Origin of the sequence: Clostridium sp. (assembly GCF_018372875.1) — a bacterium.
Classification (GTDB): Bacteria; Bacillota; Clostridia; order Clostridiales; family Clostridiaceae; genus Clostridium.
This window is the reverse complement of record NZ_JAHAIF010000026.1, coordinates 29,190-45,509: the sequence shown is the minus strand read 5'-3', so window position 1 is coordinate 45,509 and position 16,320 is coordinate 29,190. Positions and strand designations below refer to the sequence as shown.

Annotated in this window: 17 protein-coding genes and 1 riboswitch; all 17 genes read right to left on the bottom strand. The window is 30.1% G+C overall.

Annotation, left to right across the window (positions count from 1 at the left end):
* Window positions 1-3: 3 nt before the first annotated feature.
* Window positions 4-651, bottom strand: a complete 648-nt coding sequence (locus KIB46_RS10020) for a diphthine--ammonia ligase (RefSeq protein ID WP_156560935.1) — start codon at window positions 649-651, stop codon at window positions 4-6.
* Between the two features lie 3 nt (window positions 652-654).
* Entirely contained in the window at window positions 655-1,410 is a 756-nt protein-coding gene (locus KIB46_RS10015) for an ABC transporter ATP-binding protein (protein WP_291671651.1), read from the bottom strand.
* A gap of 4 nt (window positions 1,411-1,414) precedes the next feature.
* Window positions 1,415-2,440: an iron ABC transporter permease gene (locus KIB46_RS10010; RefSeq protein ID WP_156560934.1), complete on the bottom strand. Its 1,026-nt coding sequence runs from the start codon at window positions 2,438-2,440 to the stop codon at window positions 1,415-1,417.
* Window positions 2,433-3,344 carry an ABC transporter substrate-binding protein gene (locus KIB46_RS10005; protein ID WP_156560933.1) on the bottom strand — a complete coding sequence of 304 codons (912 nt, stop codon included), beginning with the start codon at window positions 3,342-3,344 and terminating at the stop codon, window positions 2,433-2,435. The genes KIB46_RS10010 and KIB46_RS10005 overlap by 8 nt, the downstream gene beginning before the upstream one ends.
* A 148-nt stretch (window positions 3,345-3,492) precedes the next feature.
* A riboswitch (cobalamin riboswitch) is annotated at window positions 3,493-3,670 on the bottom strand.
* A gap of 29 nt (window positions 3,671-3,699) precedes the next feature.
* Window positions 3,700-4,680, bottom strand: a complete 981-nt coding sequence (locus KIB46_RS10000; protein ID WP_291671626.1) for a hypothetical protein — start codon at window positions 4,678-4,680, stop codon at window positions 3,700-3,702.
* Window positions 4,677-5,741 (bottom strand): threonine-phosphate decarboxylase CobD, encoded by a 1,065-nt coding sequence (cobD, locus tag KIB46_RS09995; RefSeq protein ID WP_291671624.1) that lies wholly within the window; start codon window positions 5,739-5,741, stop codon window positions 4,677-4,679. The genes KIB46_RS10000 and cobD overlap by 4 nt, the downstream gene beginning before the upstream one ends.
* Window positions 5,741-6,682: an adenosylcobinamide-phosphate synthase CbiB gene (gene cbiB, locus KIB46_RS09990; RefSeq protein ID WP_156560930.1), complete on the bottom strand. Its 942-nt coding sequence runs from the start codon at window positions 6,680-6,682 to the stop codon at window positions 5,741-5,743. The genes cobD and cbiB overlap by 1 nt, the downstream gene beginning before the upstream one ends.
* Before the next feature lie 3 nt (window positions 6,683-6,685).
* Window positions 6,686-7,285 (bottom strand): histidine phosphatase family protein, encoded by a 600-nt coding sequence (locus KIB46_RS09985; protein ID WP_291671621.1) that lies wholly within the window; start codon window positions 7,283-7,285, stop codon window positions 6,686-6,688.
* Window positions 7,278-7,658 (bottom strand): bifunctional adenosylcobinamide kinase/adenosylcobinamide-phosphate guanylyltransferase, encoded by a 381-nt coding sequence (locus KIB46_RS09980; protein ID WP_156560928.1) that lies wholly within the window; start codon window positions 7,656-7,658, stop codon window positions 7,278-7,280. Before KIB46_RS09980 ends, KIB46_RS09985 begins: the two co-directional genes overlap by 8 nt.
* A 10-nt stretch (window positions 7,659-7,668) precedes the next feature.
* A complete protein-coding gene (locus tag KIB46_RS09975; RefSeq protein WP_291671619.1) occupies window positions 7,669-8,421 on the bottom strand; it encodes an adenosylcobinamide-GDP ribazoletransferase in 753 nt (250 codons plus the stop codon).
* Window positions 8,396-8,959, bottom strand: coding sequence for a bifunctional adenosylcobinamide kinase/adenosylcobinamide-phosphate guanylyltransferase (locus tag KIB46_RS09970; protein ID WP_291671617.1), 564 nt, complete (start codon window positions 8,957-8,959; stop codon window positions 8,396-8,398). Before KIB46_RS09970 ends, KIB46_RS09975 begins: the two co-directional genes overlap by 26 nt.
* Window positions 8,956-10,038 carry a nicotinate-nucleotide--dimethylbenzimidazole phosphoribosyltransferase gene (gene cobT, locus KIB46_RS09965; RefSeq protein WP_156560925.1) on the bottom strand — a complete coding sequence of 361 codons (1,083 nt, stop codon included), beginning with the start codon at window positions 10,036-10,038 and terminating at the stop codon, window positions 8,956-8,958. Before cobT ends, KIB46_RS09970 begins: the two co-directional genes overlap by 4 nt.
* A 598-nt stretch (window positions 10,039-10,636) precedes the next feature.
* Window positions 10,637-11,416, bottom strand: coding sequence for a serine hydrolase (locus tag KIB46_RS09960; protein WP_156560923.1), 780 nt, complete (start codon window positions 11,414-11,416; stop codon window positions 10,637-10,639).
* Between the two features lie 166 nt (window positions 11,417-11,582).
* Window positions 11,583-12,683: a 6-phosphofructokinase gene (locus tag KIB46_RS09955; protein WP_156560922.1), complete on the bottom strand. Its 1,101-nt coding sequence runs from the start codon at window positions 12,681-12,683 to the stop codon at window positions 11,583-11,585.
* Window positions 12,684-13,126: 443 nt separating this feature from the next.
* Window positions 13,127-13,990, bottom strand: coding sequence for an undecaprenyl-diphosphate phosphatase (locus tag KIB46_RS09950; RefSeq protein WP_156560921.1), 864 nt, complete (start codon window positions 13,988-13,990; stop codon window positions 13,127-13,129).
* 87 nt (window positions 13,991-14,077) lie between these two features.
* Window positions 14,078-15,181 carry a hypothetical protein gene (locus KIB46_RS09945; RefSeq protein ID WP_291671613.1) on the bottom strand — a complete coding sequence of 368 codons (1,104 nt, stop codon included), beginning with the start codon at window positions 15,179-15,181 and terminating at the stop codon, window positions 14,078-14,080.
* 64 nt (window positions 15,182-15,245) lie between these two features.
* A complete protein-coding gene (locus tag KIB46_RS09940) occupies window positions 15,246-16,223 on the bottom strand; it encodes a type I phosphomannose isomerase catalytic subunit (RefSeq protein ID WP_291671612.1) in 978 nt (325 codons plus the stop codon).
* Window positions 16,224-16,320: the final 97 nt, after the last annotated feature.

The window sequence follows — 16,320 nt, the reverse complement described above, 5'->3', positions numbered from 1 at the left end:
ACCCTATCTAATATCTAAAAATCCATGAGTTTCTGTAAGAATATTCTCCCCTGTTTCAAATTGAATTTTATTCTTAAATAATGGTCCATCAAATACGAAAGTATGATATTCTCCATTTTCTCCACAAGCATCTGAACCAGTTGCCTTTATTCTTTCAACAACTTCTTTTGTTAAAACTTCACCTAAAAACTCTGGTCCCATATCCTTTAGCCTTACATTCTTAATAACAGTTTTAAATCCACTATCTATAAACTCATAAGTTAAGGCTTCTCTATCTTCAAGCCATAATGGAAATATAGCTTCCATCCCTACAGCTTCACATCTTTCAGTACACCAAGTTCTATGCGCTTCTAAATCTATATCTCCAAATACACAAGCATCTGCACCTTTTTCCTTCCACTTCCTTAAAGTTTTTTCAAATGCAGCCTTGTATTCTTCTCCCTGACACTTTATCATATCTAATTCTATTTCTAATGAAGCTGAAACTTCATTTAATAAATGCTCTGGTATTCCATGAAACCAACTTCTACATACTTTTTTATCAACAGTTACTAATAACGCTAATGGTGTATTTCCTCTCTTTATCATTCTATAAAGAGAAAGTGTACTATCTTTACCACAACTATATGACATAACAAACTTTTTCATTATAATCTACCTCCACTTTTCTAAGGCATTTATCATAAACTTCCTTATATTCAATCCATAAACTTCTTTAAGCTTATCTTCTGATAATACATCCTTTGTCTTGCCTTTAGAAACTATATGTCCTTCACTTAACATAATCACATCATCACTAAACATTTGAACAAGGTTTAAATCATGTAATACTCCAATAACAGTTTTTTGATTTTCCTTTGTCCATTTGTTTATATGTTCTAGTATTTCTATCTGACACTTTAAATCCAAATGATTTGTAGGTTCATCAAGTAAAATAATATCAGGTTCCTGTGCAAAAACCCTTGCAAGATAAACTCTTTGAAGTTGTCCTCCAGATAGTTCATTTATAAGTTTATCTTTTAAATCTAAAATCCCTACATTATTAAGACAGTTTAATATTATCTCCTCATCCCTCTTGGAAAGTCTTGCAAATACTCCATCTATATGAGCATATCTCCCTAAAGCAACTGTATCATAAACAGTATATGGAAAATATATTTGAGAACTTTGACTCATAAGAGCCACCCTTTTTGCAAGCTCTTTTCTCTTTATACTTTTAACTTCTTTTCCATCTAAAAATATGTTTCCTTTATAATCTATTAAACTAACTATTGCCTTAAGTAAGGTACTTTTTCCACACCCATTTGGACCAACTATAGAAATATTTTGTCCCCTAGCTATATCTATATTAAAATCTTTTATAACATCTTTACCATCATATCCACAATATAAATTTCTAACCTTTAGCATAATATCACCTACTTCTTTTACTAAAATATAAGTAGCCAAAGAATGGTGCTCCTATAATTGCAGTTATTGCACCAACTGGTAATTCAGATGGACTTATTATAGTTCTAGCCACTAAATCTGTAAGCACCATAAAAGATCCTCCTAATAAAATACACATAGGTATAACTACTTTATGATTTGATCCAAATATCTTTCTCACCAAATGGGGTACAATTAAATCTATAAATCCTATAGTTCCACTTAAAGCTACAGCACTTCCTGTAAGCACTGCTGTTGAAAATAACAAATGTTTTTTAACTTTTTCAGTTTCAACTCCTATTGCTTTTGCTCCCTCTTCTCCAAATGTTAAAATATCCATTTCCCTAGAATATCTTAATACAATAGATACTCCTACAATAAAGAATGGAACTCCTACTAGCAAGTAAGACCATCCTCTCATATTAAATGAACCCATTTGCCACATAGTTATAGCCTCAATCTTATGAGTATTTAATGCTGAAATGGTAGTAAGCATAGCACTGGCAAAAAGTGAAAAAACCATACCTGATAAAATAATAGTATTATTAGACATACCTTTATCTACTCTATTAGCAAACAAAATAACCATAATAACTGTTAAAAGCCCTGATAAAAATCCTATAAAAGGTAATGCCAAATTCCCTATAAAAGGAATTGATACCCCTAAAACTATATATATTCCTACACCTAAAGATGCTCCTGAAGACACCCCTAACGTATATGGTGAAGCTAAAGGATTCTTAAGTACTGACTGCATAACTGCTCCACTTACTGATAGTGCTGCTCCTACCATAAAAGCAAGCAAAACTCTAGGAAATCTTACAACCCAGATAATCGCCACATCATTACTTCCAACACCTTCAATTAAAGGAAGAGAAAATAACTTGTTCCCAATAACTGAAATAATGTTGAATATATTAATATTGGAACTCCCAATGGAAGTTCCAATACATATCACCAAAAATGCTAGTGGTAGTGATAACCACACTAACATCTTTCTCTTTTTATTCATACTTGTCTGGATATACAGCCTTTGCCATTTCTTTTAATGCAGCTATAACATTTTGACTTGGACGTGATGTAGTGTTCTTATCTAAAAGGAATATTTGATTATTCTTAATAGCAGTAACACCTTCCCATCCTTTTCTTGTAGCAATTGAACCTATTGGATCATCTAAAAATGCTTGGTTTGTTAAGATTACATCTGGATTAGCAGCTATAACTGACTCTTCACTTGGTGAAATCCAACTCTTTTCAGATTCAAATATATTCTTAGCTCCAATTATTGAAATAGCTTCATTTAAGAATGTATCTGAACCAAATGAACTAAGCTTTGAACCTGAACCTATTTCAAAGTAAACTGTTTTCTTATCAGTTATTGTATCCCCAATTGCTTTTATATCAGCAACTTCCTTTTTCATATCTTCAACTAACTTAGAAGCTTCCTTCTTTTTATCAACTAAGTCACCTATAAATTCAATATCTCCATATATTCCATCAAAACTTACACTACTTGGAATATATACTACAGGTATGCCTGCATCTTTAACAGCTTGGAATGGATCCTCATCTCCAGCTTTATTATGTCCTGATGCAATTATTATATCTGGTTCTAATCCTATAATAGTTTCAGCATCTGGATTTCTAAAATTTATCTTTGGAATATCTTTACTTATTCCTTCTACATCTTCTGAATACTTATCTACAGCAACTAATTTGTCAGCCATTCCCAAAGCAACTAAAACTTCTGTATTAGATGGAGCTGTTGATATTATTCTTTCCACCTTGTTAGGCTTAGTAAAATCATTGCCTTCTCTATCTTGCATTGTTACAGTCTTATCTGAGCAACCTACTAATACTGCTAGTAACATCATAATAGATAAAATAAGACCTGTTAGTTTTTTTGTTAGTTTCATTTTTTAATCCCTCCATTTACATTATGGGGTTTTGAATTGAAGACGTATCATAAAAAAATGCATACCCTAAGGTATGCATATACATTCTACTTTTTTGTACAATAAGTAAAATGACCTACGTACCCTATAATTCCACCCTCAGAGAATAATAGTACCATCGCTATTAGGCAGGTCTCCCGACTTAACTTCATCCGCAATCTAACCTTCCCACATAAATATTTATGCAGTGGCTTAACTAGATTTTGTCCATTTCACGGTTACTGGGGTAGTTGAAGATTTACACTCCATTCCCTATTAAGTAAAACACCTAAAACAAGTCAATTCCTAACCATTATATTTAAACGCTTATATTTTGTCAATTAAATATACTTAAATATGGCACACAACCTTTTTCATGACTACCTGTAAATGAATCTGTCCTATGGTCACAAGTTATTCTTATATTTACCCCCTTAAGATTTAATAAAGGAAACAGAAGTTCATTTTTAACTTTTTCTAAAAACTGCATTTTCCCTTTAAAATCTTTCCTGTGAGAAAGCTCATCAAATCCATTTACATGTAAAATAATATTATTAACTTTTGAAATCCACTCTAATACACCTCCTAGTTTATTATGTAATGCACTGTCCCATTCACCTGTAGCTCCTTTAGGCTGAACAACTCTCATTCCTAAAGCCTTTCCCATACCACAAATTAAATCTATTCCTCCAATTAACACTGAATCCTTATTATACTTCTTCAATTTAACCTCACCTGAAGCCCCCCAAGGCCAAAGCATTAATCCTTCTAAACCTCTATCTTTAAAAAATTCATAAGAATAATTAATTATATTCCTTAATCTTTTATTTTTAGGCATAATTTCTTCTATTTTTTTCCCTACATTAAAATGCGGTGGGCTAAGCTTTTCCTGTACAATCTCATCTAAAAAAAGTAAATTCTTATATTGGTAACCTGGATAAAAATATCCATTTTCTATTTTAAATTCTTTTAAAACTTCTCCTATATTTTTATCTAAAGCTCCACCAGTAAAGTCTTCTAGTATTCCATTATTAACCTTAATTATATTGCACCTATAAATCCCCTCTTCATCTTTTATTTCTATCCCCCTATTTAGAGCTTCGTAAAAGGCCCTTTCTCCTATATCTACCTTAGAACTATCGTAACCTAGCATATTAAAAATACAATTTAAACTATCTAAATCCTTTCCTTCCACTGAAAAGTCTTCTTTCATCTCAGTATAATTTAACTTCATATCTCCAAAAAGAAGTTTTTTAAAGGAATGTCCCTCAAGACACTCCTCCATAAATCCATCTAGTATAATCAAAATCTCTTTCATTTATTAAATACCTTTCTTAGAGCATATATAAGTTTCTCATTCTGCTCTCTAGTTCTTACAGCAACCCTATAATAATCAGTCCCTAACCCTATATAATTGCTACAGCTTCTTATAATTATTCCATACTTAACAAGTTCTTCTTTTAAATTAATATCTATTCTAGTTTTAAAAAATATAAAGTTAACTGATCCTTCAAAAACCTCTAATTCATTAAATCTACACAACTCATTATATAAAAATACCTTTTCATTTTTTATAAAATCTATTGAGTTTTTCTGGTATTCTCTTTCTTTAAGCGCAACTATTGCTCCAGTTGAAGCAACTGTATTTATAGACCATGGCACAGAAACCTTGTTAATCTTTCTAATAAATTCAGCATTTCCTGTAATTCCATAACCTACTCTTATGCCAGGAAAACTAAAAAACTTTGTAAGAGACTTAACTACAATAAGATTTTCATACTCTTTGCACATGTCTATTAAAGAGTATCTACTTTTATCTTCTATAAAATCTAAGAATGACTCATCTATAACAACCTTAGTATTAGAAGATTTATCTAACACTTTAATTAAAAACTCCCTAGATACTAACTGCCCTGTTGGATTATTAGGATTACAGATGAAAAGCATATGGATACTTTTATCTATAGCTTCTAAAAATCCATCATCTAACTTAAAATTTTCCCTATTTAATTTATAATAAACTATTTCTCCATTAATAGCCCTTATACCATCTTCATATTCAGAAAAGGTTGGAGCTGGAAGAAGAACCTTTTTAGGCTTTAGCCCTCTAATTACATTAAATATAACCTCAGCTGCTCCATTCCCTAAAAATATATTATTATAATCAATACCTTCATATTCAGAAATACCCATTTTCAAATCATGATAAGTTATATCTGGATATCTTTCTATTTTGTCTAAAGCTTTAATCATTTCTTCCTTAACTTTTTTAGAAATTCCTAAAGGATTTATATTAGCAGAAAAATCTATAATATCTTTTTCACAAAGATTATATTTTCTACATATCTCTTCTACATTTCCACCGTGTCCTAAGTTCATTATAGTAACCCTCCAAGAACTATTATAATAAGTCCAATACTAAACCCTAATAAAGTAACTACTAATAAAATCTTATTTGTCTTATATAAATCAGAAATTTCTATTACCTTATTCTTATCACCTATTGTTGGCTTTTCTACAATCTTACCAAAGTAATAATTTGCTCCTCCAAGTCTTATTCCTAAAGCTCCTGCAACAGCTGATTCTGGATGAGCACTATTAGGACTAGTATGATTATATCTATCTCTCTTATAAATTCTATAGCTATTTTTATAATCTAGTCCTAATATAAATGCAGCAAAAATCACTAAATATCCTGTAATTCTTGCTGGAATATAATTAAATAAATCATCCATCTTTGCAGGTACAAACCCAAAATCTATGTATTTATCATTCTTATATCCAAACATTGAATCACAAGTATTAACTGCTTTATATGTCATAGCAAGAGGTGCACCACCTAAAGCTCCAAATAATAGTGGCGCTATTATTCCATCTGATGTATTTTCTGCTACTGTTTCAATTACAGCTCTAATAATTCCTTCTTCATCTAGAACTTTAGTATCTCTTCCTACTATGTAGGATAGTTGCTTCCTTGCCCCTTCAATATTACCTGATTCTAAAACTTTAATTACCTTTAATCCTTCTACCTTTAATCCCTTAGAAGATATACAAAAATATAATAATATCCCTTCAATAATAATTCCAAATATATTGCTTATACTAAAAGCAATCCTAACTATTAATGAATTAACTAAAAAAGTTATTAATATAACTCCTAACCATGTTATAAATCCAGATATTTTTAGGTTTTTAAATACTCTTCTTGTTATATTTTCAAACTTACTACCTAAAGCTCCTATTATTCTTACTGGATGAAAAGGATTATTAGGATCTCCTATTATAAAATCTAATACTAAACCTATGGTATATGATAACATTTCTCAAATCTCTCCTAGTATTTTTATTTCTATATCTTTATCAACCTTAACCTCTAACTTATATCCCCTACCACAACTAGGTTGCATTGTATAAAAATCCTTTGAGGATTTACAGAATAATTCAAGTAAGGTACCTATTACACCACCATGGCAAATAAGCAAAGCTTCCTCTTCACCTTTTTCTATAACTTCCCTTAAAAGGCTCCTTAAAGCCTTACTAATTCTTCTATAGAACTCTTCTTTACACTCACCATTTGGACATTTTACATTCTTACTTTCATCCATAATCCAAGCTATATAATCACTATTATCCTTTAGCATCTCATAGGACTTCATCTCAAAATCTCCAAAATCATATTCAAAAAAATCATTTTTCTTTGCGTATTTTGAATCTGGAAAAAGAATTTCAAAAGTTTCATTTGCCCTTTTAGCACCACTTGTATAATTTAACCTGCACTTGGGATAATCTACATTAGATTTTAATTCAAGAATCTCCTTATATCCTAATTCACTCAATGAAACATCTGATTTGCCACAATACAATCTTCTTTCATTACATAGGGTTTTTCCATGTCTTATTAAATACAAAACTACTCTATTCATCCTTCAAAACCATAGGAAGGCCACAAAATACTCTTGTAACCTTATTACTTTTACTAGTTAAAAATTGTAACACTTTTCCTGTTTCCTCTCTCCACTTTCTATCCTCTTTTTTTAAAGGTACTATACCAGATGATAAATCATCTGAAATAATTATTTTATCCTTAAATCTTTCTATATTTCTCTTAAAAAACTCCACTGCATCTCTATCATTAATTACTTCATTATAAATAAACACATGAATTCCACATATAACCTTCTTTGAGAAGTCTATTTCACATTCATCACAAAAGAATATATTATCCTCATCTATATTAAACTTTTCCTTTATAAGCCTAAGCTTACCGTTATAAGCTCCACCAAAATATAGTTCCATATCCTTCTCCTTATATAACAGCTAAAGCTAAAATTCCAAATAACTCAGTTAATACAAGAATGTATCCAGCTACATCTCCATTAATTCCACCAAGTTCTTTTTTACAATTTTTCAAAAGAATTACCCCTACAACTCCCATAACTAGCGGCATTATTATATATTTATTTCCTAAGAAATAACTCAAAATTAATGTAATTATAAAAGTTATCCCTAGAGTTATCTTGTCTATTTTACCTGTCCCATTTTTAAAGAGATTTCCATAATAGCTTTCACCTAAAGGCTCATTAGATATAATAAAGTATGCTGCTATAGTCCTAGATATTATAGGTATTAATATAAGAGCAATTAAATTAAAATCCTTTTCTAATGCAGTGTGAATTCCTGCAAAATCCATAATAAACAAAAGACCTAAAGATATAACAGCAAAGGCCCCAACCCTAGAATCCTTTAAAATTTTCAGCTTATCCTCTTTAGATTTTCTAGAAAGGAGTGCATCACAAACATCCATAAATCCATCTAGATGTATAAAACCTGTAGCTATAAAAGGAAGAGTTAACAAAATACCTGTGGACATCATTAAACTTATATCAAAATACTTAAGAAGTACTCCTCCCCCATACCATATAAGCCCTACTATAAATCCTACAAAGGGATATATTCTCATCATATATTTTGCAGATATCTCTTCCCATATATATTTAGGCAATGGTATTACTGTAAACATACTAATTGCCATATTAAATGCATTCAATAAGTTCTTCATTATTAATCCTTTCCTTACCTTTATGTACTATAATATTTCCAAAGGAGCTCTCTATTACAACCTGTGACATTTTAGCTATTTCACAATTTATAATACCAAGTTCTTTTCTAAAACTCTCTGTAAAATCATCATACTTAATTCCATCGCTAAATACATAATCTGATACAATAACTAATTTAGAAACCTTCTTAGAAATTGCATTCACTTCTGTTATAATTTTATCTTTAACATTTTTCACAACCTGTTTATTATTAAACATCTCATTAGTAACAAGAGATGTAATACTATCAAGTAATACCGTATCATCCTTGCTTAACATTGGTAAAACACTAATAATATCCCTTGGAACCTCTAGTGTTATATAGCCATGTCCACTTCTATTTTTTATATGTTCCTCTATTCTTTTTAAATCCTCCTCATCATAAGGCTTCATAGTAGCTAGATAATATAAATTTCCCTTATTAAATAGCTTTTCTGCAATAAGCTCTCCATAATTTGATTTTTGGCTTTTAGACCCGCCAACAACAAATATTATCATACTATATAATTTTCTTCTCCTTTAATTTTTTCAAGATAAGAATTATCAATTTCTCCTTCTTCAAAGGTTGCCATGTTATTCATCATAGACAATGCAAACTCCACTACAGAAAATGCTATTGGACAGCCGCTCCCCTCTCCAAGTCTCATTCCTAAATTAAGCATTGGCTCAATGCCTAACTCCTCTATAGCTAAATTATATCCTATTTCCTTAGACTTATGAGAAGGGATAAGATATTCCTTTACAACAGGATTAAACCTTGATGCTAAAAGGGCTGATACCACTGAAATAAAGCCATCAATAACAACAGGTATTCTATAAAATGCAGCTCCTAAAAATACTCCTGTCATTCCAGCTATATCGTACCCTCCAACCTTTGAGATTATATCTATAGGATCCATTCTATTTATATCTTTACTTTCAACAGCCGTTTTAACCACTAGCTTTTTCTTATTAAAGGCCTCCTCAGTAACTCCAGCACCTTTACCAACTACTTTATCAACTTCACAGTCAATCAAACACATCAAAACTGCTGCAGATGTTGTAGTGTTGCCTATTCCCATTTCACCAACACCAATTATATCAAAGCCTTCATCTTTAGCTTTTTTAGCCATCTCAATTCCTACTTCAATTCCCCTTTTAGCTTCTTCATAGCTCATAGCATTTTCTTTATATATATTTCTAGTACCTTTAGATATTTTTTTATCCACAACCCCATTTATTTTTTCATCAGAATTTATTCCTATATCTACAACAATTAACTTTGTATCATTTGTTTTACCTATTGCACAAACTCCAGTTTTACATCGAATAAAATTCTTTGTTTGGGCCAAAGTTACATATTGTGGAGATGAGGCTACCCCTTCTTCAACCACTCCATTATCAGAACTCATAATGATAATTCCTTTATTATTTATAGAATTCTTTATATTTCCTGTTATGCCTGAAATCTGTATTGCTAAATCCTCAAGTCTTCCTAAACTTCCTAAAGGTTTTGCTAATGAATCAACTCTTATTTTCGCCTCTTCAATTTTATCTTTATATAATGGTTTAATTCCATTTATAACTTCATTTATCATACTACGCCCCCATATTATTAAAATGTCATTCCTATTATATCAGCAAATAAAAAACAAAACAAAAAGGCACTAAAAATTTAGTACCCATTCAAATTCATTTATCACATTAATAGCAAAGTCCGGAATATTAGAATTAAGAACTTTTTTGGAAAACCCACTATTTTCTCCTAAGATTTTAAATTCAATTCTATCTAAAATATTAACTATGTCCGTAATAGAATTATTTCTTTTTACATTCTCTATATATCCCCTAACTTCTTTTATACTTCCTTTCATCAAAATGATAAAGATAAGTCACTTATAAAACTTTTCCCATCGATTAAATTTATAACTTCTGTGCAGTCTTTTTCAATGACTAATAATTCTTCCCTAGACAAACTTAAGCTTTTCATGTAACTAATAATATTATTACTATAGTTTTGGTTAATACCTATTATTCTTATCTGCTTTTCTACATCATTAATATCCTTAAAAAACTAAATATAATTATAAAAAGAGAATGTACCAAATTTACTTTGATACATTCTCTTTTACCCTAATCTTCTCATTTACCATAGTTGATACTCTACTTTACCCATTAATAGAGTTTATATTTATATTAATGCCAATTATTCATGACATTGTCCCACATCATTTTGCCACACTTAGCTAAAGTTACTGTTCCATATACACTATTAGGAACGGAAGTTGATAATACAGTAAACACAAAATTTCCTTTAGGTAATTGTATTAATGCTGTATCATTTTCAACACCTTTCTTATCACCAGTTTTACTTGAAATTTCATACTTCAAATCATCTGGTATATATAAAGCAAGTTTATTCTTAATTTGTTGCCTTCTTAATATATCTATTAACATAGTGCTATTATCTCTATTTAGATAAGTTGCATTATGTAGATGCTTCCATATCTTGGAAAGGTCATATGCGCTTGTTATATTTTCTATACCATCTTTAGGTTGTCTTTCATCACTAGTCTTTCTATTAAGAATAGTATTTTTTAATCCCATTTCTTTTATGTCAGAATTAATATTATCCATTCCAATTATATCAATTATCTTATTTGCTGCAGTATTATCACTTTGTATAAGCATCGCTACTAATAATTCAAATATTGTATACTCTCTCTCATTAAACTCATGGATTATACCAGTTCCATAAACTTTATCCTCTTTTTCTATACTGATCTTATCCATAAAATCTACCTTTTTATCTTCAACAGCTTTTATAAGAGAAACTGCTATCGGAAGTTTCATACAACCTGCCGCAACCATTTGAACGTTTTCATTGTACCCATAAATGAATCCGCTCGATAGATCTTCAAAGAAAAATCCGTAAGTTCCTATTCTTGATTCTAAATATCTCTTTATCTCTTTCATAATACCCTCCAGCTTCTAAAAATTAACTGTCCCTAGGAAAAGTATATCATATTTTCAGAAAATTTTGAAGATATAAATTAAATATAATATCATTAATATTAGATATTGCAGAAACTCCCCATTAGAGGAGTTTCATAAAAATCTTTCATATCACTTTTATATTAAACTAATCTCCAAAAGAAATTCCTATTTTTTTTGCAACTTGAACTAATTCTCCATCTGGTGATACTTGCTTAGTTTTTTGTCCAATAACATTTTCTAAACTATCAGAAGATATTGTATCTCCCTTTAAACATACCATATCACCAAACTTACCTTCATTTATCAACTCAACAGCAGCTACTCCATACCTAGTTGAAAGAATTCTATCATAAGTTGAAGTAGTTCCTCCTCTTTGGATATGACCAAGCACTGTACATCTTACTTCATGGTCTGGAATTATCCTCTCTAAATCATCAGCTAACTTATTACCAATTCCACCAAGTCTAATTGGATCTGGACTATCTGCTACAATCTTAGAAACTACCACTTCACCATCTTTAGGCTTAGCCCCTTCTGCTACTACTATAATAGTAAATAGCTTGCCCTCTTTTCTTCTCTCTTCAACTTTTTCTTTAATTTTATTTATATCGTAAGGTATTTCTGGTAGTAAAATAACATCTGCAGAACCTGCTATTCCAGACTCTAATGCTATCCAACCAGCACCCCTTCCCATAACCTCACAAATCATAATTCTATGATGTGATTCAGCAGTTGTATGAAGCCTATCTAAAGCTCCAGTAGCAACATCTATAGCTGTATTAAATCCAAATGTAACATCGGTAGATGCCAAATCATTATCAATTGTTTTGGGAACACCTATTACTTTAACTCCTTTTCTAGCAAAATCTCTAGCTGATGTTAAGGTTCCATCTCCACCTATTACAACTAGAACATCTACACCCTCTTTTTTCATATTTTCTACAGCTACATCTGAAACATCTTTTTTTACCATTTCGCCATTTTCTTCTACTTGATAATCAAATAGGTTGTCCTTGTTTGAACTGTATAGAATAGTACCTCCTCTATGTAGTATTCCTGATACTGATTCTAATGTTAGAGGAATGAAGTCATTGTTATATAGGCCTCTATATCCAAATTTATAGCCTATAACCTCCATACCATAATTTAATATTGCAGTTCTTGTTACAGCTCTAATTACTGCATTTAATCCAGGACAATCTCCACCACCTGTTAGTAAGGCAATTTTTTTAATTTGTTGTTCCATTCTCATATCCCCCTCTACCACACACGTTATACCGTAATTGTTTTTATATTCATTATTTTCAAACAATTTTGAATAAAAAAATATAAAAACTATTACTTTACGACACTTTTTGATATTGTTTACATACGATGCATTACAAGAAAATGTCATTTACTTATTTTATGATAACATAAATTTAAATGGGTGAAAAGTAAAATTGAATGTAAATTTTATAATTTTTATAAATTTTACAAAAAATAATAAGGACATAAAAAAGATAGAGTTAATATTTATTTTTCTCGTTCTATCGCAAGCTCCAAGTTACACCAAAACAAATCCCTCCAATCATACTAAAGGTAAGGAAAATGTAATACTATCTTTAATTTATATCAAATTAAAATTATAATTTTCTAGACGTAAAAAGGAGAAACCTCTAATTGAAGTTTCTCTCCTATGATTTATATTTACGATAGTGTTATTATCTTTGTAAATACTAATACTGCTAATAATATTCCTGCTGCTACTCTGTATATAGCAAATACTCTCATTGGTTTTTTCTTTAAATAATCAATAAATTTCTTCATTACTATTATAGAAACAACAAATGCCACTATAAATCCTAATACTAGAGCAATCCATAATGTAGTATTCATAATTGAATAATCAAACTCAAATAAATCCTTTGCTGATGAACCAATCATTGCTGGCACTGCTAAGAAAAATGAAAATTCTGCTGCTATAGGAGTAGATAATCCTGCAATCCATCCACCCATAATAGTTGATGCACTTCTTGACATACCTGGCCACATTGAAAGTACTTGGAAACAACCTACTATTAATGACTTTCCAGGAGTAATTTCATCTATATCTTTTATAGCATGCTTTTTATTTCTAAATAGACCTTCAATTACTAGTAACAATATACCACCAACTATAAATCCTACAATTACAGCTTCTGGTCTAAATAATGCCTTAATGTTATCATAAAATAACATTCCTATTATACCTGCTGGTATTGATGCTACTATAACATTAATTCCAAATCTAAATCCTACTTTTCCTTTTCTACCACCTGTAAAAATATATTGGAAAAATTCTATTACACTATCCTTAATTTTTATCCAGTAAAGCACAACTACAGCTAAAATAGCTCCAAGTTGAATAACTACTTCGAACATCTCTGCAAATTGTGGAGACACACTACGGAAATTTATAGCACTTCCTACTAAAATCATATGTCCTGTAGATGATACTGGAATAAATTCTGTTAGCCCCTCAACAATTGCAATAATTATTGATTTTAAAATAAATATTAAGTCTAACCCCACTCATATCACACTCACTTTCTTTTTAATTCCGATTTTTATTATACTTAACCAAAAAGTCCTTGTCTATTACTTAATAAATTATTAAGATTATTTATCCCTCTCTACTACTATCTTTTTAATTATATTTACTCCATCCTTAGATAATTCTATTTTATTTGTTCCTTTTACTAATTCAACTTCTTCATATCTATCTATCTTTTTCATTTCACCATCATTAATTCTTAAATAGTAATCTTTTATTGTACTTCCATTCTCAAATGCACCAATAACATAAACATAACTATTTGAAGATTCCATAGGCTTTCTCATTATTATTATATATGTACTACTATCTTTACCATTTGCCTTGGTATTAGGTGACAATGTAAATAGTATCTTTTCTGTTGTAAAAATTGTTGATGGTAAATAATCTTTTCCAACCTTCATATCAATATCTTTTTCTGAACTACAGTATGTTAAATAGCTATTACTTTTCTTCATTGAAATAGTATTATCTATTGCAACTGTATATGAAGATAAGTATTTAGACATCTTCTTTCTGTAATCATTTTGAGCACTGTTTCCTATATAAGTTAAGTCCTTAAGCTTTTCTCCTAAAACCTCAATAGAAGATAGTTTTACCCCATCTTTTTCTAAATACCCTTTATCCTTAAAATCCAACATTATCCACTTATTATTCTCTTTGCTCCAGTACTCAACAACATAATATGAAGGATTCTTTTCAAACTGAGGTGTTTCTTTTCTAAACTCACCAACTCTAGCCACAAATCCAGCTGCTAATAAAATATCTCGTTCTATTATTGCCATATCTCTATCTGATACCTTTTTGTTCCCACCTTTTTCCTCTAAGATACCATATCCATCTTTAGCAACAGAACTATCTACATCATCATATTCAATTATGCTCTTTAATATATCTACAGTTTGTAAGGCCTTTTCTAATTCACTTTTATTGTTCTTAACTATTTTACTTACACTATAAACATTATCCAATTTTTTTATAGAATTAGGCTTCTCCTCAATATCTTGATAAAATAAAGTAATGTTATTATCATTATAAACATTATCCCATTCTATAACTCTTAATCCCTTGTTATTACTAAAGTTTTCGAAATAAAGAGTAGCACAAACAATAATTATTAAGGCAACAAGTATAACCTGTGTTAATTTAAACTTATTTTTATTTGCCATTATATTCCCACCTTTTAAAAAAGAAACTAAGAGCAATTACACTCCTAGTTTCTTATCGTCCATTTTACTTAATTACATTACTTAATATTTTTGATTTTTCTGCTTCTAAATCAGGAACATAACTCTTCAATAAAGTAAAGTTTCCCTCTAAAGTATACTCCCCAAGGCTTGCAGGTATTAAAATACTATCTCCAAGCTTTATTTCTAATTCATTTCCTGAGGACACTATCTTACCATTACCTTCCACGCAAGTGAACAAGAAAAATCTATCTAAGTCACTATTTTCTATAACCTTACTTTTAACTTCATACTTTTCAATTGCAAAGAATTCACTTAAGCATAAAATAGTTTTATCAAAGCCTTCTCCATGAATTGTAATACCTTTACTATTTTCACACTTTAAATCAAAATTAATTACATCTAGAGCTTTTTCAACATGTATTTCTCTTCCTCTATTATAGTCATATACTCTGTATGTTGTATCACTACTTTGTTGGATTTCTGCTATGGTTACTCCTTCACATATGGCATGTACTAAACCACTTTGAACATAAAACATATCACCTTTTTTAACTGGTATCTTATTTAAATATGGTTCTAAATACCCATCTTCTATAGCCTTCTTAAATATTTCTTTATCACAATCCTTAGTTCCTACAATAAGTGATGCTCCTTCTTCTGCGTCTACAACATACCATGCTTCAGTTTTCCCTAAGTCATTCTCTACTTCTTTAGCATACTTATCATCTGGATGTACTTGAACAGATAGTTTATCCTTTGAGTTAATAAGCTTAATTAATAATGGGAAATTATCCTTGCTAATTTTTCTTCCTACAACTTCTTCTCCGTATTTATCTATAAGTTCTTTAAATGATAACCCCTTAAGTGTTCCATTTTCTACAATTCCTGTTCCATTTCTATGGCAAGCTATATCCCAGCTTTCTCCTATACATCCTTCTGGTACATTATCCCTAAATTTTTCCAGGTCTCTACCTCCCCATATTCTCTCATAATACAAATTTTCAAACTTAATCGGATACATACTACCCCTCCTATAATTTTCTTTAGTTAATCCACTATTATTATATTATTTTTTCTATAATTAGGCAAAGATTCTAATTAACTAATTAAGAGTAAAA

Bases quoted from the DNA above. Each gene is read 5' to 3' on its own strand.
- KIB46_RS09955 (WP_156560922.1), bottom strand. From the start codon at position 12,683: ATGGAACAACAAATTAAAAAAATTGCCTTACTAACAGGTGGTGGAGAT.
- KIB46_RS09980 (WP_156560928.1), bottom strand. From the start codon at position 7,658: ATGGAACTATATTTTGGTGGAGCTTATAACGGTAAGCTTAGGCTTATA.
- KIB46_RS09960 (WP_156560923.1), bottom strand. From the start codon at position 11,416: ATGAAAGAGATAAAGAGATATTTAGAATCAAGAATAGGAACTTACGGA.
- KIB46_RS09975 (WP_291671619.1), bottom strand. From the start codon at position 8,421: ATGAAGAACTTATTGAATGCATTTAATATGGCAATTAGTATGTTTACA.
- cobD (WP_291671624.1), bottom strand. From the start codon at position 5,741: ATGAACTTAGGACACGGTGGAAATGTAGAAGAGATATGTAGAAAATAT.
- KIB46_RS09940 (WP_291671612.1), bottom strand. From the start codon at position 16,223: ATGTATCCGATTAAGTTTGAAAATTTGTATTATGAGAGAATATGGGGA.
- KIB46_RS10015 (WP_291671651.1), bottom strand. From the start codon at position 1,410: ATGCTAAAGGTTAGAAATTTATATTGTGGATATGATGGTAAAGATGTT.
- cbiB (WP_156560930.1), bottom strand. From the start codon at position 6,682: ATGTTATCATATACCATAGGTTTAGTATTAGATTTTATAATAGGAGAT.
- KIB46_RS09945 (WP_291671613.1), bottom strand. From the start codon at position 15,181: ATGGCAAATAAAAATAAGTTTAAATTAACACAGGTTATACTTGTTGCC.
- KIB46_RS09985 (WP_291671621.1), bottom strand. From the start codon at position 7,285: ATGAATAGAGTAGTTTTGTATTTAATAAGACATGGAAAAACCCTATGT.
- KIB46_RS10005 (WP_156560933.1), bottom strand. From the start codon at position 3,344: ATGAAACTAACAAAAAAACTAACAGGTCTTATTTTATCTATTATGATG.
- KIB46_RS09970 (WP_291671617.1), bottom strand. From the start codon at position 8,959: ATGATAATATTTGTTGTTGGCGGGTCTAAAAGCCAAAAATCAAATTAT.
- KIB46_RS10000 (WP_291671626.1), bottom strand. From the start codon at position 4,680: ATGAAAGAGATTTTGATTATACTAGATGGATTTATGGAGGAGTGTCTT.
- cobT (WP_156560925.1), bottom strand. From the start codon at position 10,038: ATGATAAATGAAGTTATAAATGGAATTAAACCATTATATAAAGATAAA.
- KIB46_RS10010 (WP_156560934.1), bottom strand. From the start codon at position 2,440: ATGAATAAAAAGAGAAAGATGTTAGTGTGGTTATCACTACCACTAGCA.